General features: G+C 45.3%; 28 protein-coding genes. 25 read left to right on the top strand and 3 right to left on the bottom strand.

Annotated elements, in window-relative coordinates; all coding sequences use genetic code 11:
• Positions 1-337: 337 nt before the first annotated feature.
• Both NSS82_RS22490 and NSS82_RS22485 read right to left on the bottom strand, forming a co-directional pair.
• A complete protein-coding gene (locus NSS82_RS22490; RefSeq protein ID WP_081382624.1) occupies positions 338-1,639 on the bottom strand; it encodes a CynX/NimT family MFS transporter in 1,302 nt (433 codons plus the stop codon).
• A gap of 217 nt (positions 1,640-1,856) precedes the next feature.
• Entirely contained in the window at positions 1,857-2,423 is a 567-nt protein-coding gene (locus tag NSS82_RS22485) for a helix-turn-helix domain-containing protein (RefSeq protein WP_038572428.1), read from the bottom strand.
• Positions 2,424-2,619: 196 nt separating this feature from the next.
• Here NSS82_RS22485 and NSS82_RS22480 point away from each other — a divergent pair, with 196 nt between their 5' ends.
• The 12 genes from NSS82_RS22480 to NSS82_RS22425 all read left to right on the top strand — a co-directional run bounded on the left by NSS82_RS22480 (position 2,620) and on the right by NSS82_RS22425 (position 11,672).
• Positions 2,620-2,796, top strand: coding sequence for a hypothetical protein (locus NSS82_RS22480; protein ID WP_143761338.1), 177 nt, complete (start codon positions 2,620-2,622; stop codon positions 2,794-2,796).
• A gap of 552 nt (positions 2,797-3,348) precedes the next feature.
• On the top strand, positions 3,349-3,936 hold the full coding sequence (locus NSS82_RS22475) for an RNA polymerase sigma factor (protein WP_036676255.1): 588 nt from the start codon (positions 3,349-3,351) through the stop codon (positions 3,934-3,936).
• Between the two features lie 152 nt (positions 3,937-4,088).
• On the top strand, positions 4,089-4,535 hold the full coding sequence (locus NSS82_RS22470; RefSeq protein ID WP_051490909.1) for a hypothetical protein: 447 nt from the start codon (positions 4,089-4,091) through the stop codon (positions 4,533-4,535).
• A gap of 178 nt (positions 4,536-4,713) precedes the next feature.
• Entirely contained in the window at positions 4,714-5,301 is a 588-nt protein-coding gene (locus tag NSS82_RS22465) for a histidine phosphatase family protein (protein WP_036676257.1), read from the top strand.
• 89 nt (positions 5,302-5,390) lie between these two features.
• The gene (locus NSS82_RS22460; RefSeq protein WP_036676259.1) at positions 5,391-6,476 is read left to right on the top strand and encodes a hypothetical protein; all 1,086 of its coding nucleotides are present in this window, start codon (positions 5,391-5,393) and stop codon (positions 6,474-6,476) included.
• Positions 6,477-6,722: 246 nt separating this feature from the next.
• Positions 6,723-6,902 carry an IDEAL domain-containing protein gene (locus NSS82_RS22455; RefSeq protein ID WP_036676261.1) on the top strand — a complete coding sequence of 60 codons (180 nt, stop codon included), beginning with the start codon at positions 6,723-6,725 and terminating at the stop codon, positions 6,900-6,902.
• Between the two features lie 184 nt (positions 6,903-7,086).
• Positions 7,087-7,506, top strand: a complete 420-nt coding sequence (locus NSS82_RS22450; RefSeq protein ID WP_036676262.1) for a DUF2487 family protein — start codon at positions 7,087-7,089, stop codon at positions 7,504-7,506.
• Positions 7,507-7,745: 239 nt separating this feature from the next.
• Positions 7,746-8,300 (top strand): QcrA and Rieske domain-containing protein, encoded by a 555-nt coding sequence (locus NSS82_RS22445; protein ID WP_036676264.1) that lies wholly within the window; start codon positions 7,746-7,748, stop codon positions 8,298-8,300.
• 5 nt (positions 8,301-8,305) lie between these two features.
• Entirely contained in the window at positions 8,306-8,977 is a 672-nt protein-coding gene (qcrB, locus tag NSS82_RS22440; RefSeq protein WP_036676266.1) for a menaquinol-cytochrome c reductase cytochrome b subunit, read from the top strand.
• A gap of 26 nt (positions 8,978-9,003) precedes the next feature.
• Entirely contained in the window at positions 9,004-9,876 is an 873-nt protein-coding gene (locus NSS82_RS22435) for a menaquinol-cytochrome c reductase cytochrome b/c subunit (protein WP_036676267.1), read from the top strand.
• Between the two features lie 91 nt (positions 9,877-9,967).
• Positions 9,968-10,615 carry a DUF1405 domain-containing protein gene (locus NSS82_RS22430; RefSeq protein ID WP_051490910.1) on the top strand — a complete coding sequence of 216 codons (648 nt, stop codon included), beginning with the start codon at positions 9,968-9,970 and terminating at the stop codon, positions 10,613-10,615.
• A gap of 154 nt (positions 10,616-10,769) precedes the next feature.
• Positions 10,770-11,672 (top strand): sporulation protein YpjB, encoded by a 903-nt coding sequence (locus tag NSS82_RS22425; protein ID WP_076273552.1) that lies wholly within the window; start codon positions 10,770-10,772, stop codon positions 11,670-11,672.
• 60 nt (positions 11,673-11,732) lie between these two features.
• Here the strand turns inward: NSS82_RS22425 and NSS82_RS22420 are convergent, their stop codons facing one another.
• Positions 11,733-12,602 (bottom strand): YitT family protein, encoded by an 870-nt coding sequence (locus tag NSS82_RS22420; RefSeq protein WP_036676270.1) that lies wholly within the window; start codon positions 12,600-12,602, stop codon positions 11,733-11,735.
• 167 nt (positions 12,603-12,769) lie between these two features.
• Here NSS82_RS22420 and NSS82_RS22415 point away from each other — a divergent pair, with 167 nt between their 5' ends.
• The 13 genes from NSS82_RS22415 to dinG all read left to right on the top strand — a co-directional run bounded on the left by NSS82_RS22415 (position 12,770) and on the right by dinG (position 25,404).
• Complete coding sequence (locus tag NSS82_RS22415; protein ID WP_036676271.1) at positions 12,770-13,099, top strand: nucleotide pyrophosphohydrolase; 330 nt, start codon at positions 12,770-12,772, stop codon at positions 13,097-13,099.
• A 59-nt stretch (positions 13,100-13,158) separates the two neighbouring features.
• Positions 13,159-13,680 carry a tetratricopeptide repeat protein gene (locus tag NSS82_RS22410; RefSeq protein ID WP_036676272.1) on the top strand — a complete coding sequence of 174 codons (522 nt, stop codon included), beginning with the start codon at positions 13,159-13,161 and terminating at the stop codon, positions 13,678-13,680.
• A 34-nt stretch (positions 13,681-13,714) separates the two neighbouring features.
• Positions 13,715-14,518: a 4-hydroxy-tetrahydrodipicolinate reductase gene (gene dapB / locus NSS82_RS22405; RefSeq protein WP_036676273.1), complete on the top strand. Its 804-nt coding sequence runs from the start codon at positions 13,715-13,717 to the stop codon at positions 14,516-14,518.
• Between the two features lie 15 nt (positions 14,519-14,533).
• On the top strand, positions 14,534-14,956 hold the full coding sequence (mgsA, locus tag NSS82_RS22400) for a methylglyoxal synthase (RefSeq protein WP_036676275.1): 423 nt from the start codon (positions 14,534-14,536) through the stop codon (positions 14,954-14,956).
• Positions 14,953-15,645: a bacillithiol biosynthesis deacetylase BshB1 gene (gene bshB1, locus NSS82_RS22395; RefSeq protein WP_076273553.1), complete on the top strand. Its 693-nt coding sequence runs from the start codon at positions 14,953-14,955 to the stop codon at positions 15,643-15,645. Before mgsA ends, bshB1 begins: the two co-directional genes overlap by 4 nt.
• A gap of 234 nt (positions 15,646-15,879) precedes the next feature.
• A complete protein-coding gene (bshA, locus tag NSS82_RS22390; RefSeq protein WP_036676278.1) occupies positions 15,880-17,040 on the top strand; it encodes an N-acetyl-alpha-D-glucosaminyl L-malate synthase BshA in 1,161 nt (386 codons plus the stop codon).
• 10 nt (positions 17,041-17,050) lie between these two features.
• On the top strand, positions 17,051-18,400 hold the full coding sequence (locus NSS82_RS22385; RefSeq protein WP_076273554.1) for a CCA tRNA nucleotidyltransferase: 1,350 nt from the start codon (positions 17,051-17,053) through the stop codon (positions 18,398-18,400).
• Positions 18,390-19,190, top strand: a complete 801-nt coding sequence (locus tag NSS82_RS22380) for a biotin--[acetyl-CoA-carboxylase] ligase (RefSeq protein WP_051490911.1) — start codon at positions 18,390-18,392, stop codon at positions 19,188-19,190. The genes NSS82_RS22385 and NSS82_RS22380 overlap by 11 nt, the downstream gene beginning before the upstream one ends.
• A gap of 339 nt (positions 19,191-19,529) precedes the next feature.
• Positions 19,530-20,396, top strand: a complete 867-nt coding sequence (panB, locus tag NSS82_RS22375; RefSeq protein WP_036676283.1) for a 3-methyl-2-oxobutanoate hydroxymethyltransferase — start codon at positions 19,530-19,532, stop codon at positions 20,394-20,396.
• A complete protein-coding gene (gene panC, locus NSS82_RS22370; protein WP_076104446.1) occupies positions 20,397-21,287 on the top strand; it encodes a pantoate--beta-alanine ligase in 891 nt (296 codons plus the stop codon).
• The gene (panD, locus tag NSS82_RS22365; protein WP_036676288.1) at positions 21,280-21,663 is read left to right on the top strand and encodes an aspartate 1-decarboxylase; all 384 of its coding nucleotides are present in this window, start codon (positions 21,280-21,282) and stop codon (positions 21,661-21,663) included. Before panC ends, panD begins: the two co-directional genes overlap by 8 nt.
• 111 nt (positions 21,664-21,774) lie before the next feature.
• Positions 21,775-22,416: a tetratricopeptide repeat protein gene (locus NSS82_RS22360; protein WP_076101460.1), complete on the top strand. Its 642-nt coding sequence runs from the start codon at positions 21,775-21,777 to the stop codon at positions 22,414-22,416.
• Positions 22,417-22,542: 126 nt separating this feature from the next.
• Positions 22,543-25,404, top strand: a complete 2,862-nt coding sequence (gene dinG / locus NSS82_RS22355; RefSeq protein WP_036676291.1) for an ATP-dependent DNA helicase DinG — start codon at positions 22,543-22,545, stop codon at positions 25,402-25,404.
• Positions 25,405-25,511 lie beyond the last annotated feature (107 nt).

Raw genomic sequence — 25,511 nt, 5'->3', positions numbered from 1 at the left:
ATCGGTATCACTATAAGTACCAGTATAAGTACCAGTATAAGTACCAGTATAAGTACCACCTAGTACTTACGGACCCTAATGACGTTATTGGCTCGTTTTTTGCCTTTAAAGCAGTCTTTCGGACTCCACTGACACTATTTCATATGAAGAGGCTTATATTGGGTGTTTTTCGTGCCAATAGCTGCTATGCGGTCCGTTAGCATCCCAAATGTGGATTAATGCTGCATTTAAGGTCAACTGTGTCCGATAGCGTCTTCGCACAAGCTAAATGTTTATTGGATCAACGAAGAAAAGAAAGGAGTGCCGCAAAATGCTTCCGGATTTATACCCGCAGACTCTAATTTAGGTTTGGTTTGTTGCAACTGTTCCCAAACTCGCTTTCTTCATTTAGATCAGTATTTCCATGAAATTCTCTGGTACTTGAGTTTTCTTCGTCGTAACTAGCTTGGCTACCTACAAAACGATTTCTTGCTGCTCCTAGACCGACAATAAAGAGTAAAACCGAAGCGCCAAGCAGTATGAAAAGTGGCAGGTTCCAACTATTTGTCGTGTCATGCAAATATCCTATAAGGGCAGGACCAATTGCGGCAAGCAGATATCCGATCGATTGCGCCATACCAGATAGTTCCGCTGCTTGATGCGCACTTTTAGTACGTAAACCGAAAAACATCATGGACAAGCTAAAGGCGCAGCCTCCACCAATTCCGAGTATGATAATCCACAACAGAATGATATTGGAGCTTCCGTAAAGCAGTCCGAGCGTTCCCGTCAAAAGCAAAATGGTTGTGATGAACACTAACGAACGTTGATTTGACATTCGCCCTGCAATAACGGGGACAATAAAGGTAAATGGAAGCAGCGCTAACTGCATTATTGAGAGGTACCATCCTGATTGGCTTGAGTCAATGCCTTGCTGTTTTAAAATTTCAGGCAACCATGCGATCAGCACATAGAAAATCATAGACTGCATCCCCATAAACAAGGTTACTTGCCAGGCAAGAGGGGAACGCCAAACATTCACATCATTGCCGGCCATCTGTTGACTTGTCGAGGCTGTTTGCTTCGTATGCTTCCTTAATTGAGGCAACCAGCAAAGGATCGATACAAAGCTTAGGATCCCCCAAATTCCCAATGCACCCTGCCATTTTAAACCTGCGTTTGCAGCTAGCGGTACACTGATTCCCGAGGCGATCGCTCCAGATAAACTCATTGAAATTGCAAATACACCAGTCATGGCACCGATTTTATTAGGGAAATCGCGTTTGATTAAACTTGGCATTAATACATTACAAACGGCAATTGCAAATCCAAGAATTGCAGTTCCAATATACAGATTTGCAGCCCCAGATAAAGAACGTATTACAATACCAACAGTCAAAAAGATCAGAGCGAACAAAATTAAAAGTTCAACTCCATACCTACGTCCTAGTTTTGGTACTAGAGGCGATAATAAAGCAAAGGTAAGTAAAGGTACCGTTGTGATCAAGCCTGCTAAAGTATTGGAAATATGAACGTCATCCCTTATGAGACCCACTAAAGGACCGACCGAGGTTAAGGGAGCACGTAAATTTGCGGCAATAATAATAATGCCGAGTAGTAGCAGCCCTAAAGATGATGGTACGAATTTTTTATTCGGCATTCTTCATTTTCCCTCCCAGAATTAATGCGTACTAATATCCGCGCGGACAATGAAAGTATAGTATAATATATTAAATTTAACAATAAGTATTTTAAAGTTTACTTTATTGAGATTGTTCTATATCTTGAAATGCTTAAATTAGTTAAAAAAATACAACTCAGAGTTTCCATATAGAATGGAATACTGAGTTGCATTTTATAGGTGAAATTTTCGACTTTTAGAAACCATATTTTAAGGAGATATGGAGCACTGTTTCGCTATTTGTATGATTGGTATAAGAGTGAGGGCGATCTGCACGAAAACTGATCGTATCATATTGATTCAATGTGTACATTTCTCCATCGACTCGAATTTCAATGGAACCAGTCATTACTGTCGCAATTTCAGTTGTATTCACATGATGACCTTCAGGGTGATACGAACTATTTGGCTGTAAGTAAGCCCGACACATTTCAATATCGTTGCTTACGTTTTTAAAGACGGGTTCAATGATCCAATTCTTTTGATCATTAGAAAACCGGAGACCTTCACCTGCTCGATACAGACTAACAGGGTCTTCAGATTTGAACAAAGCTAATAGGGGCAAAGATATGCCTTTTGAAATTTTCCATATTATCGCCAAAGTTGGATTTGTCTCGCCACGTTCGATATTCCCCAGAGTAAGTTTGCTTACGCCTGTTAATTCCGCTAAGTCATCTAAGCTCATGTTTTTTTCTTTTCTGTACTTTTTCAAGGCACCGCCGATTTGTAGTACCAGTTGTTTTGATTCATCGATTTCATCCATTTCAAATTCACCTCAATAAATAACTTTATAGCTAGTATATTGTTTATTTTGACTCTTTTCCATACGATTAGGATTAGAGGGTGGATAACACACGCAGCTAAACAAAATCTGACGTCTATGTAACGAACCTGCCCGTAGGTTTATCACCGTCCCCGGTTTAATCCTTTATTTTTGAAAAAGGAAGGATACCAATGGGGTGAGCGCAGAGGAGGCTATATTTGTAGGTGATCATCCAATGAATGACGTACAAGCGAGCCGTAACGCAGGGCTGCAAGGCATTTGGAAACGTAATGAGCATATACCTCTTCAAGTGGACGCAGACGGGGTAATAGATGATTGTGGGGATTTGTGTAAGCTAATTCGCTCGCTATAGTAAAATAATCTGATATTGATCATCTAAAAAAAGGTAGAGCGCTTTCAGGACAAAAAAAGACCGCTTACAAAGTAAGCGGCTACAGTTCACAATAAATTGGAACCGTTAAGTATTGGATAGGAGTGGAGAGAAACCATACTGTACTTTTATTATATGTATACGTTTACATTTTGTCAACAGTTTTTAAAAATTGATAAATGTGTTATTTTTAAAGCCGGATTCTAAGTCAGAAATCCAATGTCGGGTCTTGTTGGCGAGAGGACCTATCTTAAGTCTATTAATGTCATCCTATGAGAATATGTGGTACAATAGAGCAGGTATGTTTCTAGATTCGTTTCTATATTTATGTAAAATTAGAAGTATGCCTTATTTCTTTTTGTCTTCTTCATATACATCATGCCTTAATTATCGGGTAGTTGAATATACATAGGTGTATTTCATAAAAAAACTAAAAAATTGCAGTAACACCGCAACTTTTAAAGCCCAAACCGGTATAATAAGTACGGACCGGATGGGAAAAGACGTGCAAGGGCGAGGAGGGCCAATCTCACCATGACGGATTCCCAGTTGATCCAGCAAATCAAACAAGGAAACACAGAATTATATTCAGAATTAATGCGTCGTTATCAACGTAAAATACTAGCATTTGTATATCATATGCTTAGAAATTCACATATGGAGCTTATCGCAGAGGACCTTTGTTCGGAGACCTTCTACAAGGCATTTCGTAGCTTGCATTCCTTTCGAGAGGTAGATGCTTCATTCTCAACATGGCTGTACACTATCGCCCGCAACACTGTGCTAAGTGAGCTTCGCAAGAACCGTGCCGGTAATGTATCTCTGGAAGAGAGTGGATATACACCAGTAGCACCGTTTGAAGTTGCACCCGAGCAGGCTGCATTGCGCAATGAACGGATGAATTTGGTCCGTGAGGCGATAAATAATCTTCCCGAAAAACAACGCTCTGCACTTATCCTACGTGAATATGATCAAATGGACTATCAAGAAATCGCAGAAATTTTAGATCAGAGTGTAAGCTCAGTGAAATCATTATTGTTTCGTGCCAGGAGTAGTGTGAAGCTTCAACTCGAATCCTATTTCAATGAGCCTGAAGTTGAAGAGCAGGTTGAGAGGGTGTAAGGCGAATGAATTGCAGGGAAGCGCAAGAATGTATTCCGCTCTTGTGGGACGCTCCCCCCACACATCCTAGGCGGATTTTACTTGAAAGACATATTGAAACTTGTCCTTACTGCGCTGCAGAATGGGCTCTATGGCAAGAGAGCAGCCTGCTTATGCAAGATTTGAGGGAAGAGATCAGTGAAGAGCGTGCTGAAGCCATAAATGTTAAAGTCATGGAGCGGATTTATTTAGAGAGTCCATGGTTGATGCCCGGTGACGGGAAATCTGCTGGGACCTCTGCTATTGTTCGCCATCGGCTTAGCTTATGGATCGCATGCTTTCTGGCAATATTTCTGTCCAGCGTTCTTTATTTTACGATGTTCAGAACTCCAGGTGATGCAGTTGTTGCTCAGAGTGGAATTGTGGAGACAGGTGTCGCTGGATCCTCGATGGAATGGCAATCAACGTATCCAATCTTGGGCTCTGAAGGTGGGATCATTGAACCCCTTGTTGTAAGTATGGGACCCACTCATCCTCAATACTGGATGATGTTATCGATGTTAGGTGTAGGCTTTGCAGTATTTTCATTAACTAGGCTGAATCGTTATCGCCGATCATAGAGGGTTATTAGACGTATGTCTTTGCTTCCGTTGTTTATAATATTCAGAACATTGAAGGAGTCCCTTTACTTAATGTAATGAGGGGCTTTTTGCATTGTAAAACTCATAAAAAGAAGACTTTTTATTTCATCCATGTTACATTAAGAGACAAATACTTTGCTGAAAAGGGGGAGGCAACATGCTAATCGGCTTGATACGCCATGGATTGACGGACTGGAACGCGATAGGGAAAATACAGGGACAAAGTGATATTCCACTTAATGATGAAGGACGGATGCAAGCTGCAATGCTTGCTGACCGCTTATTACAGGAACCGTACAGCTGGGACTACTGCGTTACTAGTAATCTTTCCCGCGCTGCTGAGACCGGTAAGATTATTGCTGACAAGTTAGGAATTCCGCTATTAGAACCTGATCAGCGTATCCGGGAACGTGCTTATGGGCAGGTAGAAGGGCTTACTGCTGCAGAACGTGAAGAGAAGTGGGGTAAGGAATGGAGCCAGCTCTCCCTCGGTCAAGAAACCGACGAACAGCTTCAGGCTCGGGCTCTTGCTTTTATGGAAGATATTTCTGCACTGCATCCCAATCGGAATATACTCGTCATATCCCATGGAGGATTTCTTGCTCAGCTGTATACTGCTCTTTACAAGGATAAGTATTCTGAACGAATTGGCAATCTATCCTTGACGATTCTGGAGAAGAAAGAGCGGGAATGGAATCCTATTTTATATAATTGTACTCGCCATATCCTGCAAAATCAGCATTAACCCGGGCTTCGGGTTATTTTTTTTGCAATAAAGGGAATAAAATAGGCAGTATTCCCCATAATGGTAGTAAAACGGTGAGGCGATAAAACATGAATCTGGCGGATATGCTTACTTATGCAGATATTGGACAGCTGACCGCCATAGCGGGCCGCTACCGGTGTGAATGCAAACAGAATTCCAAACACGACTTGATCCAAAGTATTTTGATTATGCTTGGAAGCAGAAGTTTTATGGAGTCTCATATCCGGGAATGCGCTCCGGAGGATTTACGGTTTTTGAATACATTGCTTTTTGATGAACGCACCTACTTTAGTCTTGAGGATTTGTTGGCCGTGGCAAGGCAAGCGTCCTTTGATGCACCTGAAGGGAAAACTGGAGGTTTCCGGGAGATGGTCTCTCGTTTCAAAAGTGGAGGCTGGCTTTTTAGTGGTTCCTCACAGCAGACCAGATATTTGTACCAGGTACCCAAGGATTTAAAAGAACGTTTTCGGGAGACGATGAGTGCACATATCAAAGAGAGCATCGCAACTAGCCCTGAACCTGTTATGTATCGCAGTGAAGGAGAATTAATGATCAGTGATCTGGTAATGCTGCTGAGATATATTAAGGACAATGAGCCAGAACTGAATCAGGAAGGGGCAATGTATAGGCGGTACCAGCAAGGTGTGATGAACGCGCTTCATATTCCGGAGGAGCTTCTTAGCAAAGGCGGTTGGAGGTTTGGTTATGGGAGAGCTTGTGAGCATTATCCTCCAAGATTTGCGCTTTTGTATGACTATATTCGTCACCGCCGCTGGATCTCTGAGGAAGGCTTCCGGCTAAGGCTTACTGCGACCGGTGAGGCTGTGTTAAACGATGGAAAATGTGATTCGTTGATGCAGATATTCTCTTTTTGGTTAAGACTATATAAAGGGGCTGTGCCAAATCTACCTTCACTTGTGTATTGGATAAGCATCAGCGCCAGTAATTGGGTGACAGTACCTTCTTTAGTGGATGGTGTGGGGTGGCTAATTAAACCGTTTTATTATGACAGTGCTGCTTCTATTCTAGAGCAACGAATAATACGGATGATGGTGCACCTAGGGATGCTTAAATTGGGCGAGACTTCTGGTGGACTCGCTGTGATGATGACGCCATGGGGGATAGAGACAGCCGTACCTAAGTATCTTCGGTAGAGGTGCGCATGCGAAAAGGCTTATGGGGATTACATACGCAGATGTAGGAATCCGTTAATGCTGCTGATGGGTACAATAGAGGAAGTATTGAGCGTAATGGGCAAATATGTAGAACGAAGACAGGATTGATGAATATGCTTTAGTAGGTGCCGCTTCTCTTGAAACCGAAAACATAATCATCTTGATGGATATCAAAATATCAAATAACAAGAAAAAAGGATCTCTTAAACAGCGGAGGTGTATCGAATGGACAAAATGAAGGCTACGTATGAAGTGATGCTAGGACTTGCGGCAGAAATGGTGTGGGATGAAGCGCTGCGAAAGCGTCGCTCCGACATCTTGCACCGTGAGATTGACACGGCGCTGGCTACCGGAGATGAGATGGCTTTCCGAAATCTTACTGAGGAACTTAAAAGTTTGGCATAAAGAAATGCGCTTAGCGCATTTCTTTTTTTGCTTATAATCTACTCACTTTGCTTAATCGGACGAAAATAAAAAATCTAAATCTGGACGTTCCTCCTCCTCCTTCAATATAATGGGTTCTATAACTTCAGGAAGATCTGCGAAAGATCAAAAAGATTAACAATTATACATAGGGAGATGAATGGGAATGAAATTCAGCGATTTTGAAGTGGACACTTGGGAAGAAAATCGAAAATTCTATGATACATGTCTCATACCTTTTACAGGATTAACTGGACTTGAGAGTCCTCCTGAGACCGTTCAGGCACTCGAAAGATTACGTAATTTCATGGATATGGTGGAAATACCGTTCAAGGGGCGGATCGTGACTTACCCAGCCATTCAGTATGCTGGAGAGGGTTATGTGAATTTAATTAATGAGATTTGCCAAAAAGTCAAATCCAGTGGTTTCCAGCATGTTGTGGTGTTGACAGCGGATGTACCTCTCCAAGAAAGCCAAATCTATGAAAGCGATTTAGTTCTCTCTCTGCCTATCATTGAGGCTTCTCCAGAAGGGAAGAATAACAGTGGAATTAGTATCAAAATTCAAGAGATGTGGCGGAGATGAACTCCTTATAAATGTGACAGAAAATCAACAATTACAGGTTGAAACCGCTTTTTAGCCTGTCACAAATTAGACAATATTCTTGACGGGTTTTGGAGCCTAAGCTATTATTAGGTTGAATCCAAATGGTATGTGATGTATTTCATTGAAAAGATTTGAAAACGGATTATTTATATTGAGACATCTCTGATCGGACACCACAGATACTTTCTTATATCTTGAGAAGGGGGTTATATAACAGTATGAGCAGCCATAATGAACAACAGGAGACATGGCCTGAACAACCACCCAGCCGTAAAGAGATGTCGCGCAGGCAATTTTTGACCTACACGCTTGGTGGCGCCACTGCTTTTATGGGGGCGGGTACAATTCTTCCAATGGTCCGTTTTGTCGTAGATCCGATATTACATAAGAAGGGTGCTGGAGATTTTATCAAGGTTGCTGAGATAAGCAAAATCACCGAAGAGCCCCAGGAATTTACTTTTGAATTGAAACAGAAGGACGGATGGTACGACAGTACAGCGACACTCACTGCGTGGATCCGGAAAGACGCGAAGGGTGATATTTATGCGCTTTCACCGATTTGTAAACATTTGGGATGTACGGTCGGGTGGAACAACAATAAAGCTCATCCGGACGAATATCACTGCCCTTGCCATGGTGCACGTTATACAAAGCTTGGCAAAAATCTCGAGGTTGCTCCTAAGCCGCTTGATCAGTATAAAACGAAATTCGATAACGGGTGGGTGCTTTTGGGAGACATTGTGCCAAATACAGTAGCTCGTGAGGAGGCGTAGTTCTGATGTTTAAAAATGTCTATAACTGGATTGACGAACGTTTGGATGTTACGCCAATTTGGAGAGACGTGGCCGATCACGAGGTTCCTGAGCATGTTAATCCGGCCCATCATTTCTCTGCGTTCGTGTATTGCTTTGGCGGACTGACCTTTTTTATTACAGTCATTCAGATTTTATCAGGTATGTTCTTAACGATGTATTATGTTCCGGACATTATTAATGCTTATGCTAGTGTTGAGTATTTACAGACAAGTGTTGCATTTGGACAGATTGTCCGCGGGATGCATCACTGGGGTGCAAGTCTAGTAATTGTTATGATGTTCCTTCATACGATGCGCGTCTTCTTTACAGGCTCTTACAAAGCGCCGCGTGAGATGAACTGGGTAGTTGGAATGCTGATTTTCTTCGTAATGTTGGGGCTTGGTTTAACAGGTTACTTGTTGCCTTGGGATAATAAAGCTTATTTCGCAACAAAGGTAACTCTTGAAATAGCCAATTCTGTTCCAGTAATGGGGCCGGTGCTGAAGGAACTGATGCAAGGCGGAACGATTGTTGGCGCCGAAACCTTAACTCGGTTTTTCGCACTACATGTATTCTTCCTCCCAGCGGTGCTTCTTAGTCTGCTCGTAGGACACTTTATTATGATCCGCAGACAAGGGATTTCCGGACCGTTGTAAGTTAATCTGAGAGAGGAGGAATACGGATGGCGCATGGAAACAATTCTAAGGAAAAGGTTGTATATGTCGGTGATTCCAGAGTTCGCAAAGGGAACGGATTTATCACACCTCCGGACTACACGGCTTACCCCGGCAAATCGGAAGCCTTTATCCCTAACTTTCTATTGAAGGAATGGATGGTCGGAGTCGTTGTACTTGTAGGAATATTAGTACTTACTATTTCAGAGCCAGCTCCGCTAGGGTTTCCAGCAAATGCTAGTGCTACGGTTATCCCGATTCCTGACTGGTATTTCTTGTTTCTCTATCAGTATTTGAAGCTCCCTTATGCTTCGGGCGATTATATCGTTCTGGGTACACTAGGAGTTACTGGTGTGGCTTTTGGTTCACTTCTGTTGGCTCCTTTTCTGGATACGGGTAGAGAGCGTCGCTTTTACCGTAGGCCGATTGCTTCATCTTTAATGTTCTTGTCACTTGCAGCAATTGTTTATTTGACCAATACAGCCTGGACTGAATATAAACATGAAATGGCTGAAACGGGTCAGATTCCTGAAGATGTTCAACGGGAAGAAAAGGCGGCGGAGAACAGGGCAAAAGGTCTTCCAACCTCCAGCGCCGTTAAGGCAAAAGAAGTAGCGATTGTGGACAAGGATGATCCAGCTATGGGGCTCTACAAACAAGCCACTTGTATCACCTGTCACGCAGCGGATTTGAAAGGGGCAGGCGGACCTTCACTTCGTGGAGTTGGAGACACCCATGACAAAGAAGCAATCCTTACTATTATAAAAGAGGGTCAAGGGCAGATGCCAAAAATGTACGATACCGCGTTGGGAGCAGGTCTGTCAGAAGCGGATATCGATACCTTGGCCGGCTGGCTTGCCAAACAAAAAAGCGAACAGTAAAATAATGATAACGCAACCTGATCGTGCATGCGGTCAGGTTTTTGTATGTCTAAATGTAAAGTGCCACTACTTGGGGAGGTTAATAATCTGTATGCCAGTTCATTGGTTTAACAAACTGTTTAAGAACCGGGGAATTATTTGGTTGTTATTTATCGTAAATTTCCTGGGCACAATTTATGGCTACATATGGTATGGCAATCAACTGGAGTTCACTGCGGCTAATTATCCACACTGGCTGCTTCCATTTGTTCCGGATAGCCCAACCGCAAGTTTGTTTTTTACCTTAGCTCTGTTGCTGATGCTCTTCCCTCCAAAAAGCTACACAGGAAACAATGTAAGGGAACTTATTGAGGCTTTGGCGGTCGTTACGTCAGTGAAGTACGGGATATGGGCAGTGAGCATTATTTTTGCCGGGGGTTATCACGGTGATGTTTTGGTTTGGAAAGATTGGATGCTGGTAATCTCCCATACGGGGATGGCAGTTGAAGCGTTGATTTATGCAAGGTTTTTTTCTTTCCGCAAAATGATTCCATTAGCCTTACTATGGACACTCGCCAACGATATGCTGGATTATTCTTACGGAATCTATCCGTGGTTACCTTCTGTTTTGAACGATTATGTAATTCAGGTACAGTACTTTACTATGGCGCTTACGCTGCTTAGTGTTGCAGCTGCTTGGTTGTTTAGTAGAAGACAAAGACCGGTAGAGTCAATCTATCAGTTCAAGAATAGACGTTAGTAAGCAGTTCTATCCCTTGTCCCCCTGCCATACATTTAGAATTATAAGAAGTATAAGTTTTATACTATACTTTATCCTTATAATTTTACGAGAAACGAATATCGTCTTTAAAAGACGACAACGTCGTTTCTTCTTGGGTAGGAGGGGGAGTCTCATGCTCCGCGGGAGATATTATGTAGTGGTTGTGCTAGTATTCTGCTGGCTACTGACCAGTATGGATGTTGTAAAGGCTTCAGCAGCGCTAGGGGATGATGGCGAAGGGTCTGGCAATGCTTCGAAGCAAAGCGCCGACGTTAGTTCGGGCAACGGTTTGGCAGTAATGAGCGGAAAGACTGGAGCACAGCAGCTGGAACAAGCCGCTGAGGCGTTGTATGGGTATGTTTTGGAAGGGGATGTAATGAAGGTTCGACAGGAGACCGAAGCGATCTCCAAGATCTTTGTGTCCACATCCTTTGAGGGAATGACCTCTGTGGAGGGGATTAATGCGTTGTCAGGGGTCATTATGGACCTGAAGGCTACCGTGGCAGGCGCGAAAATAAATCCACAGCAATGGGAAGCGTCAGCCGCCAAGCTACGTTTAGCTGCCAACAGTCTTAATCATCCGCGTCAGCCTATCTGGCTTCAGTACTACAAGCTGATTCGTGAGGATCTAAATGCGATGGAGCAAAGTGCGGTTGCAAATGATTTGGCGGGCTGGAAAACAGCTCTGGAAAGACTGCAGGGCAGGTATGATAACATCCGTCCGGCAGTGATTGTCTCCCGCCAGCCTGAAGTTGTGAGTGCTTTTGATTCTTGGCTCTCATATGCGGCCGGCATTCCTTCGTCCTCACAAAAAGTTGAACGTGCCCGCCTGCTTGAAATTGTATCTTATGGTCAGGATGCGGTAAGAGTGATGTTCGGAAAAGAGAAGGATGAACCCGCATTGTCCTTGCCGCTGGCATCGCAAGAATTTGGGATTTGGGGAGGGTTAGCAGCAAGCTTCATTATAGCTGCGTTAGCCTATGTAGCTTATCGCAAGTACCGTGGTCAGAATCAGAATTGGAAGCCGATTCCGTAGGGTGAAATTATAAACAGCAAAAAGGAGTGTGGGCTTGAAATGGCCTACACTCCTTTTTATTTAGGTTTCTCGAAAGCCTTCTCCATGTACGTCGTGTACATCGCTAATAATTACGAAGGCGCGTGGATCAACGGATTTGACCAGCAGACTTAGCCGGCGAATTTCTTGCCTTGAGACTACACAGTACACCATATATTTAGCTTGCTTGGAATAAGCACCAATGGCAGGGATGAGGGTTACACCACGATCCATTTCCGCTGTAATCAGATCGGCAATTTGCGGTGCATCATCACTGATAATTGTAAATGCCTTGGCGGCATAGGCACCTTCTTGGATAAAATCTATAACTCGTGATGAGATGAAAACTGCGACAAGTGTGTAAAGTATTTTTTCTTTAGGAATGTAGAGGATGGAAGAGCCAATAATAATAATGTCGATGGCCAAAATAATCTGCCCCATGCTCCAGCCAAAATTCCGTCCCAGAATTCTTGCGACAATATCAACACCACCTGTTGTACCCCCAAAACGGAATACTAGCCCAAGCCCCGTTCCAAGCGTTACTCCTGCGTACAGTGCCGCAAGAATAAAGTCGTGTTCGGTACTGAAGGGGATAATCCATCCCGCAGTAATCATTCGTTCGAAAACCCACAGGAAAAAGGTCAACGCCCCGATCCCTACACCTGTATACACAATTTGCCGCCCGCCTAGGACTTTCCAGCCCAGCAGAAACAAAGGAAGGTTGATCAGCAGTGTGGATAAAAAGATGGGAATACTAAAGGCATAATTAAGGAGAAGTGTGATCCCGGTTACGCCGCCTTCCATCAACTGATTTGGAATGATGAAATACAGTAGCCCGAAGGCATATACTGCGGCTCCGAGCAAGATGGGAGCGACTGTCTTGCTGATTGTAATTACCTTTTTTGAATTCATGAAATCCCTCGTTAGGCCTTTTGTAGGCAGTTTTTCTTTTCCTATAATAAGTATACCTTTTCTTGCGTGTGTTAAAATATTCAAAAAAGATTGTCTTCAAAACGTCTTTACGATAACATAGGGGCAAACAGAAGGCAAGATATACAGAGGGGGAGAAGTTACATTTTATGGACAAAAGTCTTGGTGACATACAGCGTGAAGTAGACGCTTATATATCGCAGTTTAAGGAAGGGTACTTCAGTCCACTCTCTATGCTGGCCCGCATGTCCGAGGAAGTCGGAGAACTGGCTAGAGAGGTCAATCATGAGTTCGGTGAGAAGCCTAAGAAGTCTGATGAAGCTGAGAATTCCATTGAACTTGAACTGGGAGATATTCTGTTTATTACCGTTTGTTTTGCGAATTCTCTCGGGATAGACCTGACGGAAGCGCATAATAAGGTAATGCATAAATTTAATACCCGTGATGCGGGACGTTGGACACCGAAAGACACCGATTAGGCCTCTATAACATATGCTGTACCAAACGAACGGGATTTAGCCGTGAGGATGGTGTGTATATGGATCATAAGGATTATGTAAGAGAGGCCTACCGCTCGATATTGCGCAGTGACTTTGCCGAAGCTATTGTTTGCTTCGAGTCTGCAATTGCGGCAAGCCCTGCTGATGCCGAGGTTAGATATCGTTGTTCCATAACGTATGCCCGCAGTGGTATGCTAGATAAAGCTTTAGTTCATGCTCAGGCTGCTGTAAAGCTGGACACCAGCAAACCTGAGTATAGTCTGCATCTGCAGCATTTGCAGGCTATGATGCATGTACAGGAAGCCAAACGGTTGATAGAAGATGAAGACAACAAAACTCGCAACCCTTATCATCCGATTACACTGCTCAAAGAGGCGATTACCCTTGATCCATTATATGGGGATGCTTATGTATGGCTTGCTATCGCGCATAGTCGAGTGAATGAACATTTACAGGCTATGACTGCCTTAAAAGAAGTGATTTCGTTACATCCGGATGATTCTGGCTTGCGGGAATTGATGAGAGACCTTCAGAAATCCATACAATCGTATATGCAATAACTATATAACTAGTGAGAGCGAGGATGGAAAAAATATGAATAACAAGATCAGGGTCGTTGTATCCGGCGCAGGCGGAAGAATGGGTAAAGAGGTTGTTAAACTTGTATTGCAGGACGAAGAGCTGGAGTTAGCAGCAGCAGTAGATCGTTCTTCGGGCGATATTGATGCAGGGCGTCTGGTAGGTCTGGAAGACTCAGGCGTTATTGTAACTTCTGATCTTGAGGCCGCCCTCGCGGGAAGCAACGGAGATGTCCTTGTGGATTTCACTACACCACAGTCAGCGTATACGAATACAGCGCTAGCTATTAAGTACGGAGTGCGTCCGGTTATCGGTACAACCGGATTCACACCGGAGCAGATGGTGGAACTGGACAAGCAGTGTCAAGAACAGGGGATAGGCGGACTTATTGCTCCGAATTTCTCCATTGGGGCTATTCTATTGATGAAATTTGCGGCGCAAGCTTCAAAGTACTTCCCGCATCTGGAAATTATAGAGTATCATGGTGACCAGAAACTGGATGCTCCATCTGGAACTGCGGTCAAAACCGCAGAGATGATTTCGGAAGTTCGTGAGGAACTTCGTCAAGGTAATCCTAAAGAGGAAGAAACCATTGAAGGTGCCCGTGGTGGTTACTATAACGGATTCCGGATACATAGTGTCCGTCTTCCTGGTGTGTTTGCTCAAGAAGAAGTGATTTTTGGCGGATTCGGACAATCCTTGAAGATTCGCCATGATTCTTATGAGCGTGCGGGATATATGCCAGGCGTTAAGATGGGTATTGAAAAGGTAATGGGATATACAGGCTTGATCTATGGATTCGAGCACTTTATAGAATAGACAGGAGAGAACACCATGTTAAAGATCGCATTTATTGCCCACGATCGTAAAAAAGATGAAATCGTAAATTTTGTATTAGCTTATGAACATGTATTTGAAGGTCATGAACTTTTTTCTACAGGGACTACTGGCCAACGGATTATGGATGTAACTAACTTAAAAATTCATCGTTACATGTCTGGTCCATTAGGTGGAGATCAGCAAATCGGTGCAATGGTAGCACAGGATGAACTGGATCTTATTATTTTCATGCGTGATCCATTAATGGCGCAGCCACATGAACCTGATATTTCAGCTCTACTTCGTCTATGTGACGTATACGGGATACCGGTAGCTACGAATATTGCCACAGCGGAGGTTCTTGTGAAGGCGATTGATCGTGGTGATTTTGCTTGGCGTGCACTGGTTCATAAATACAAACCAGGTGTTGATGAATGAAGCTGGACATTCTTGTATTTGGTGCGCATGCAGATGATGCGGAGATCGGTATGGCAGGAACAATTGCAAAACATACCGCTGCGGGACTTAAGGTGGGACTTTGCGATTTAACAGCCGCGGAAATGTCATCGAACGGTACAGTAGAACTTCGCAAGCAAGAAGCGCAGCAAGCTGCAGACCTTCTCGGAGCATCCGTGCGGACAAACCTGGGTCTGCCAGATAGAGTGCTTTTTATTACAGCAGAGCATGTGGCGGCTGTGACTGCTGAAATTCGCCGCTTTTCTCCTACGATAGTTTTTGCTCCTTATTGGGAGGATCGTCATCCCGATCATATCGCCTGTAGCAAGCTGGTGGAAGAGGCTGTTTTTAATGCCAAACTACGTAAATATATGCCGGACAAGCCGGCAATTCCTGCTCCACAGCTGTACTTCTATTTTATCAATGATTTAGGACGTACCGATCTTATTGTTGATGTTACTGAGCAATATGGCTTGAAGGAGCAGGCGTTGTCCTGCTATCGCTCCCAGTTCACCAAACCTCCGGGTGAGGATGCTGTATCCACACCGTTAACGGAAGGCTACATTGAACGAGTCCGTTCGAGAGATATGCTGCTTGGCCAGCGCAGGCTGATTCCTTATGCAGAAGGGTTTGCAACCAAGGTACCTCATACGGTGGAATTGTTTACTTAAGGAACGGATATAACGAAGTTTGTATGATAATATAATAAGCTGATTATGATTGATCCAGGAGTGCTTGGAATTAATACGCCATTGCGCTCCTGAGAGCTTTTTTTGAACAGCTTAGAGAAATGAAGTCCTGTGATTTTGAAAGAAACGGTGTTCGCTTCGCTTTTTTGAAAGCGGCCGACAAACAATAGATGATTCATTACACGAATCAATACTGGAGAAGAAGGAGACAGGAAGATGGATCGTATGCTGAAAATAGGAATTACCTGTTATCCGTCTCTTGGCGGTTCAGGCGTAGTTGCGACTGAATTAGGTAAACTCTTGGCCGAGAAGGGTCATGAAGTTCATTTTATTACACATAGTATCCCGTTCCGGTTGGGAACGTTTCAGAAAAATATTTTTTACCATGAGGTAGAAGTAAACGATTATTATGTATTCCGCTATCCCCCGTACGATCTAGCGCTTGCTACGAAGATGGCTCAGGTTGCCAAAATGCAAAATCTGGATCTTCTCCATGTTCACTATGCAGTGCCACACGCAGTGTGTGCTTTCCTTGCAAAGCAAATGCTTGGGAACGATATGAAGGTTGTAACGACTTTGCATGGCACGGATATAACGGTGCTTGGTCAGGATGAATCGCTTAAAGATTTGATTCGCCTGGGGATTAATGAAAGTGATGCCGTTACGGCGGTCTCTCAGGATCTTATTAGAGAAACAAGGGATGTCCTCGATATTACCCGCGACATTGATCTCACTTATAACTTCGTGGATCATCGGGTCTATTATCCGCGTGATGTAACGGATCTGCGGGGAGATTTCGCAGCGCCTGATGAGAAGATTCTGATGCATATCAGTAACTTCCGTCCTGTAAAAAGAGTCAGCGATGTTGTTGACGTTTTTGCCAAAGTGAATCGTGAACTGCCTTCCCGCCTGCTGCTTGTAGGTGAAGGTCCGGATCTTCCCAAAATCCAAGCCAAAATTAGTGAAATGGGTCTGGAAGATAAAGTTCGTTTTCTGGGAAGGCAGGATGAAATTGCTCAGGTGATCTCTTTAGCTGATCTGCTTCTGCTTCCTTCCGAGAAGGAAAGCTTTGGTCTGGTTGCTCTGGAAGCAATGGCTTGCGGCGTACCGACGATTGGCTCGCAAACCGGAGGCATTCCTGAGCTTATAGAGCATGGAAAGACTGGATTCCTTGCACCGATTGGCGATACAACGGCTATGGCTAAATATGCAGTTAAGCTCCTGTCGGATGAACGTATGGTGCAACAGTTCAGAGAAGCTTGTTTACAAACAGCCTGCAAAGATTTCTGTAAGGATTCGATAACGAAACAATATGAAGATATTTATTACCGGGTGCTGGGGCGCAAGGTACTTGGACTGGACCCAGTTCGGGGGTAAGGAGTCACATATGGAATGGACAATGGCACCTTCTGCGATGGCAATTGCAGCGGAGATTGTAATTTCCGAGTTAACCCAAAATGGCCACGAGGCTTATTGGGTTGGAGGATGTATTCGCGATGAGCTATTAGGTAGGCCAGTGCACGATATGGATATTACAACCTCAGCACTGCCGGAGGAAGTGATAGCTATCTTTGCGCGCAGTGTGCCAACAGGATTAGCTCATGGTACGGTCACCGTGATACAGGATGGTTGCGGGTTTGAAGTGACGACATACCGGACAGAAAGTGGTTATGTAGACCATCGTCGTCCTGAACATGTTTTTTTCGTGAACGATGTGAAGGAGGATCTTCGTCGTCGTGATTTCACGATCAACGCGATTTGCTGTGGATTAAATGGGGAACTTATTGATCCATTCGCAGGTGAGAAGGATCTACAGCTACAGGTGATTCGCTGTGTAGGCGATGCGGAGGAGCGGTTTGACGAAGATGCGCTTCGCATGCTTCGCTGCATTCGTTTTGCATCGGTGCTGGATTTCTCCATCGCGAAGAACACGTGGAGGGGCCTGATGCGCCAGCGGGATAAGCTGGCGCATATTGCTGTGGAGCGTGTCCGCGCGGAGCTGGACCGCATCGTCGAGGGGCCGCATCCTCTGCGCGGCCTTGGCATGCTAGCGCGCTGCGAGCTGCTGGCGCGCGGCAAAGCCCCGTTCCCCTGGACCGGAACCGATATGGCGGCTGCTGCCACCTTAACGGCCGGGATCGGGGAACTGGAGAGCGCCCGCCTGCGGTGGGCGCTTCTCCTCCATGCCCTGAAGCAGTCGGCCCAAGAGGCCGATGTGCTGCTGCGGGCATGGACGTTCTCGGGGACGACGCGGAGCGGCGTCGTCCAGGTGCTGCGGGTCCGCGAAGCTTGGACCGCTGCGCTAGAGGCCATGCCGCCGGATATGGGCGGCATGGAAGGTCTGCGGCGGCAATGGATCGCCGCCGTGCTGGCCTTCGGCGTGGAAGCCGCCGAAGGGTGGCTCTCGCTGCTGGCGATACTGCCAGTAGCTGCACCTGCTCTTCCCACTGCTGCCTCTTCTGCCTTTTCCATCGTGGAATCGTCAGAGGCTGTAACCGCACCTGCCGCTGTAAATGTACAAGCGGCAAGAGAATGGATCGCGCAAATGCCGCTAACCAGCCTTTCGGAGCTTGAGATTACAGGCAATGAGCTGCTGGAGTCTTTGGACAAACATCCGGGGCCATGGCTCGGCAAAATGTTAAATGGACTCCTGCAAGCGGTCGCTTCAGGTGATTTACCTAATGATAAACAATTATTGCTGCTTGAAGCAAAAAGGATGGATGGACATGAGCGATGATAAAGCGCTGTCGCTAACTGAGCTGAAGCGAGAGACCTCCGCTTCGAATTGGATAGGCAACGTTCAGTTGCTGGAATCTGTGGTGTCCACACAAGAAGAAGCTAAGTTTTTAGCGGAAAACGGCGCGCCGGAAGGAACAACCGTCATCGCAGAAGAACAGACGGGTGCCCGAGGCCGAATGGGAAGAAAGTGGTTCTCTCCCCGTGGCAAGGGCATTTGGATGAGTATTGTGTTACGGCCCCAATTACCCTTGTCGGAGACTCCGCAGCTGACATTGCTGGCTGGAGTTGCCGTCTGCAAGGCAATTCGACGGGTGACCGGTGTAGATGCCGGCATCAAATGGCCGAATGATCTGCTCGCAGGCGGTCGTAAGATTTGTGGGATTTTACTCGAATCTTCTCTAAGAGAAGGGGAGCTTCATTATTGCATTGCTGGAATTGGCATTTCCGCGAACATGACAGAGGAAGATTATCCCGATCATCTGCAGGAGGTCGCCACTTCACTTCGGATTGAGCGGGGGGGGGCTCCAGTTGACCGTTCTGAGCTGGTAAGGGCGGTTTTGGACGAACTGGATATGCACTACAATCTGTACATGAAGCAAGGTTTTAAACCTATAAAGGAGCTTTGGGAGTCCATGTCTGTGACTTTGGGGCGCCAGATCGCACTGAACAGCCCTCAGGGGCGTTCTGAAGGTGTGGTAGTGGGTTTGGATGAAATAGGTGGTCTACTGCTTAAAAACAGCTCAGGAGAGATCTCTAACGTATGCTCAGGTGAAATTGAACTCTTATAAGATTTATTTATATGACAGGGGTATCATCCCTTGTCATATTTTTTTTCGTGTAATTCCGCGCTCTTTTTGATATACTATGGGTCGGAGGCGGTATCGTTTATCGAACTGTACTCTTGAATTGTAGAACTTTTTTATATTTTTTATTACTGAAAGTACCTTCATAACTGCGTTTGACGGTTACGTTGGATTCTGCTCTGAGCCGTAAGGACCGAGACAGAAGGGACGATCGCAAGTGACTCTTTTTTGCCCTTCGGACCTTTTTAGCAAATGATTGCTAAAAGGTTTTTTTGTTGCGATTTTTACGGGCAGGTTACTTAAAAAAGGAGGACGAAAAGAGAAATGGCAAACAAACAAGCACTAAATATTGTAAAAATGAAAAAAATGAAAGCAGAAGGTGTGCCACTGAGCATGCTGACCGCTTATGATTATCCATCTGCAGTTCTTGCAGAAGAAGCAGGTATCGACCTTATTTTGGTTGGTGACTCTCTTGGGAATGTAGTCCTTGGATACAATACAACTTTACCGGTAACGATTGAAGATATGGTGTACCATACCCGCTCGGTAACTCGAGGAGCACAAAGTACATTTATCGTGGCTGATATGCCATTTATGACGTATCACGGGAGTATAGATGAAACCCTGCGGGGTGTGCGCAGATTGATGCAGGAAGGGCGGGCTCATGCCGTCAAAATGGAAGGTGGACTTGAGATTTGTGAGACTGTAGCTACGGTTGTGGCTGCGGGAGTCCCTGTGCTGGGACACATCGGGCTTACTCCTCAATCCGTGAATATGATTGGTGGCTACCGGATTCAAGGCAAAGACGCCAAGGATGCCCAACGCCTGATGGATGAAGCTAAGGCGCTTGAGGCAGCAGGTGCTTTTGCAATCGTTTTGGAGCTGGTAACGGAAGAAGTAGCCCAGGCAATCTCTGAAGCGCTTAGCATCCCAACCATTGGGATTGGTGCAGGCCGTTACTGTGATGGACAGGTATTGGTTTTCCATGATTTGCTGCGTTATGCCTCACCTTATCGTGAGAAACGTTTTGTCAAAACCTATGCGGATGTGGGTAATGTGATCCGTGAGGGCATCAGCCAATATGTGAAGGAAGTGAAGGAACGTTCCTTCCCAGATGAAGGTCACGTTTTTAATGCAGATGAAACAGTCTTGGAATCTTTATATGGCGCTGCCAGAAAGGAAGGGAAATAAATGAGAGTGGTCAGAAGCATTGAGCAGCTGCGCGAAGCTTTGGAGTATATGAGACAAGGCGGGCACGCCCCGATTGGGTTCGTTCCTACGATGGGATACTTGCATGACGGACATGCCAGTCTGCTTCGCCGGGCTGGAGAAATGAGCAACACAGTGGTAATGAGCATTTTTGTGAATCCTTTGCAATTCGGGCCAAACGAGGATTATGATTCCTATCCGCGTGACGAGCGTCGTGATTTGGAACTCGCTGAACGTGAGGGAGTAGATATTGTATTTATCCCCAGTGTGGAAGAAATGTATCCGCAGCCTACTCGGACTACTGTCTCGGTATCGGAGCTTACTACCCGGCTTTGTGGGGCTTCCCGCCCTGGGCATTTTGATGGTGTAACCACAGTGGTTAATAAATTCTTCAATATTGTACAGCCGGATTATGCTTTCTTTGGGCTGAAGGATGCTCAACAAGTTGCTGTCCTTCGCCGAATGGTGTCCGATCTTAATATGAATGTCGAAATTATTCCTTGTCCGATCGTTCGTGAAGGGGATGGACTTGCACTCAGCTCACGTAACGTATTCTTGTCTCCTGAGGAGCGTAGTCAGGCATTGGTGTTATCTCGTTCCTTACGTGAAGCACGTCAGTCTATTGAAGAAGGAAAAGTAACAACCGTTGCTGAAGTGCGGGAATTGTTGACATCGGTTATTTCCAGCTCTCCTCTAGCGGTGATTGATTATGCGGAGATCCTAACATTCCCTGATCTTGAAGGATTAGAGGATGAAGCTCTTTTATCAGAAGTGGTTGGGGAAATTATTATAGCGCTCGCCGTGAAGTTTGGCAGAACACGCTTGATTGATAATAATGTATTTATTCCAAAGGAGGTTGCTGCACTTGTTTAGACATATGATGAAATCCAAAATTCACCGCGCAACAGTAACGGAAGCGAATTTAAACTATGTGGGCAGTATTACCATTGATGAGAGCTTGATGGAAGCCGCGGACATTCTTGAGAATGAAAAAGTTCAAATTGTGGATAACAATAATGGTTCGCGACTGGAAACCTATGTAATCCCTGGACCGCGTGGAAGCGGAGTGATCTGTCTCAATGGTGCCGCAGCTCGTCTTGTTCAGCCGGGCGATACAGTAATTATCATTTCGTATGCGATGTTGTCCTCGGAAGAACTGGAGTCACATAAGCCAACGGTGGTATTCGTGGATGAGAATAACAAACCAGTGAAGCTGGCTGATCATGAATTGCATGCTACAATCGCTTAATGTATGGACTTACGCCATGTAATGAATGGCAGGGATGAAAGACCCCGATCTCGCAGAAAATGAAGTCAGGCAAGCTGAACTGATTTCATCTTCAGTAAGGGGGGATAGCCCATGTTTCAACATTTGTTTGCTGAAATGAACAAGGTGCTTCAGGAGATCATAACAGATTACCCTACAGCGGAGGGTGCCCGCCGGAACGAGCTTTTATGCAATTATAATATGCTGCATAGACTGAGCGATAAAGTGATGGATGAATGGCTCGCTTTTGCTGAGAAGCTAAGTCACTTTCGCGAAAGTGCGGATTTTACAGCAGTGGTCGAAGAGGAAGTGCCGGAACAGGAAGCACCAGAGCTGTGTATGGATTCCTTTGTAAGAGGTCAGGGATATTATAAGCTGCTGATGTATGGAAAGTGTATTGATCAGTTTAAAGAAGTTATTGCGCAATACCCGGATAGCTTGGCTGCTCGATTATATTTAGCCATCTCTTATCTGCAGGAAGGTGACGGTGAAGCCGCTTGGAGTCATCTGAACCATATGCTGGGCTTGATACGGGAGACCAAGCTGAAAGCCATGGTATATAATGCTTTAGGCTGCATACGAGCCTCACAGGAACGTTTTAATGAAGCGCAGGAATTGTTTGACCTTGCCTTGCAGCATGACCCGGCGCTTCCGGAGCCAAACGTTAACTTAGAGGTATGCCGCCGTCGTGGAGGGAAGCTGCATTTTGGAAATCAGCTGGTTTCCCTTTTGTAAAAGAATAACGGTTTTGGAAATTTCTATTCAAGCGATGCATCCCCTGAACCAGTGGTGTGCATCGCCTTTTTTCGCAACTTCTGTTATGCTGATTAAGAGTCTCAATTGAAAGGGAATAGAATTATAATGAAATTTGCCGTGCTTGATTTTGAAACAACAGGAACCCAATCCGTGGGTGAAATTATCCAGGTTGGCCTTGCAATTATAGAAGAAGACCGGTCCATCTCCCGGGTATATGGTTCCTATGTCAAGCCCGGAACGCCGATTCCTCCTTTTATAACAGGTCTGACGGGGATTACCGATGATGATGTGAAGGATGCGCCTGAGCTGGATGAGATGATGATGGAGCTTGTTCCGCTCTTGGATGATGTTGTGCTTGTAGGGCATAATGTCGCTTTCGACTTCCATTTTTTACAAAATGCTTTAGATCGTTGTGGTTATTTGCCATTTCAAGGGCGGATTTTGGATACGATTGATTTTCTGAAAATTTGCTTTCCTTCGCTCACATCTTATCAGCTAGGCTCTGTCAGTGCTCATTTTGGAGTGACACATGATCGTCCGCATCAGGCAGATAGTGATGCACTTGCGACTGCTTTAGTGCTGTTGAAATGTCTGGAGGAGCTCTACGAGCTGCCGCTGCTTACGATCCAGAGACTCTGTGAGCTGTTTACCGAAGAGGATAGTGATCTGGGCTGGTACTTTGATGGTCTGCTGCGAGAGCGGGAAGCGGAGACGCTACAGCCCGAAGGTGATCTGACTTTCTATCGTCAATTAGCGCTTGCAGTAGGAGACTGGACGGAGTTAGCGCCACCTAGAGATGAGCATGCTGAGAATCCGCTAGCGAATTTATCTTTTACTGATTATATGGACGAAGTAACCAAACGACTTAAAGACACATTACCGCAGTATGAAAGCCGGGAAGCTCAGGATATTATGATCAATGAGGTGATGACGGCACTTGCCGAAGACAAACACCTACTGATCGAAGCGGGCACAGGAACCGGTAAATCGCTCGGTTATTTGTTGCCTGCCATTTATCAAAGCGTTCGCACCAATGAAAAAGTCATGGTCAGCACTCATACCATTAATCTGCAGGACCAATTGCGCGAGCGGGATATCCCTTTGTTAACGCAGGTAGTTCCTTTTCCGTTTAAAGCTGCTATTTTTAAGGGAAGAGGACATTATTTGTGTCTGCGTAAGTTTGAGCATAAAATTAATAAAAAGGACTTTATAAGCCCAAGGGAAGATGCGCTTACTGCAGCTCAGATGATCGTATGGCTCACTCAAAGTGAATCAGGGGATGATGAAGAGCTGAATTTAAGCGGCCGGGGCGGTGATTTCTGGGAGACGGTGGCAAGCGATACCGATTCCTGTCTGGGCCGTTCCTGTCCTTGGTTCCGCAAATGCTATTATCATAGGGCCAAGCATGAAGCTGGGATTGCTGACGTGGTCATTACGAACCACTCCAAGCTATTCGCAGATGTTAAAGCTGGGCACCAGCTGCTTCCAGCTTACGAGCATCTTGTAATTGATGAAGCACATCATTTAGAAGATGTGGCTGGTAAACATCTTGGCATGCATATGAAGCATTTCACTGTGGCACACACGTTATCGCGACTGTATAAAGATAGCCGAAACGGACAGCTTCCTGCTCTGCGCCAGATCTTACAGTCGTCAGGCAGTGAAGAGGCTTCAGAATGGAGCGGAGTCATCGATCGGATCTACCCGGATCTGCTTACTGTCAAAGAAACCTGGGATGCACTCAGCGACAAGCTGTTCAGCCTTTTGCCGGAACGCAGTGATGCGGCAGCAGGGGAAGCGGGACAACTGGTTATGCGTTTGCTTCCCGCCCGTAAGCCGAAGGATTGGGATGAATTAGTTGCGCTTGAGAACACTATGAATCTGACGTTAAGCGACATCATCCGTAAGGGTGATAAAATGCTTAATGAGATGCGTGACCAGGAAAGCCAATCCTCAGCAGACAGTCTTGTTACTGATATTAGCGGTTTATTTAAGGATTTGGCTTCCATACGTGAGCAAGTAAGATTCTTTATGGGGCTGAATGACGATAATGTAGTATATTGGCTGGAGGCAAATGGAAATTACCGCAGCAAATCACTGCAGATGTATGCCGTCCCTGTGGATGTTAGCAGCCAGCTTAAAGAGTTGTTCTTCGATAAGAAAAAAAGCATCGTGCTTACCTCGGCGACGCTGTCTGTAGATAAATCTTTTCAGTTTATGATTGATAATCTCGGACTTAACGAAGCTGCGGAAGAGGGACGTCTAATGACCTCACTCCTTCCATCTCCCTTTAAGTATCGCGAGCAGGCGCTGCTAGTTATACCGCGTGATTTTCCTAGTGTGAAGGGCAGTGTGGGCGATGCTCGATTTGTCGATACACTCGTACAGTCGTTAGCAGAAGCTGCCAAAACAACACGTGGGCGGATGCTGGTTCTGTTTACTTCTTATAAAATGCTGCGTCAGGTATATGATCCGCTTAAAGAGGCTTTGGCCTCACAAGAGATTACGGTGCTTGGTCAAGGCGTGGAAGGTGGCAGCCGGAGCAAGCTGATCCGCCGCTTTCAGGACAGTGCAGCATCCGTTCTGCTGGGGACGAGCAGCTTCTGGGAAGGTGTAGATATTCCAGGTGAAGCACTGACTTGCCTGGCCATCGTGAGACTTCCGTTTCAACCGCCGAATCACCCGTTGGCGGAAGCGAAGTCGGAGTTATTGCAGGCTCAGAAGAAGAATCCATTCATGAAATTGTCTGTTCCTCAAGCGGTTATTCGTTTTAAGCAGGGATTCGGAAGACTGGTTCGCACGGCGCAGGATCGCGGAATAGTTATTGTTTATGATACAAGGGTTATTGAATCTCATTACGGGAAGTATTTCCTTTATTCATTGCCTGGTCCCAAAATGGAGCATATGCTGACTGATCAAATGGTCCCCCGCATAGCGGAATGGCTAGAGGATGGCGGCGCTTCTTAAAATGCTCGTCTTCAGTTTAGCTCCTCCTTATCCTTAAGGGCGGTAAGTTACAGTACCGCCCTTAATAAGGAGAGGTATACGTTAGAATATGGATTTTCACAAGAACA

The sequence above is a fragment of the Paenibacillus sp. FSL H7-0735 genome (genome assembly GCF_038008505.1).
Taxonomy (GTDB): domain Bacteria; phylum Bacillota; class Bacilli; order Paenibacillales; family Paenibacillaceae; genus Paenibacillus_AQ; species Paenibacillus_AQ odorifer.
Note: the sequence above shows the minus strand (reverse complement) of the source record. Positions and strands in the feature narration are given on the sequence as shown.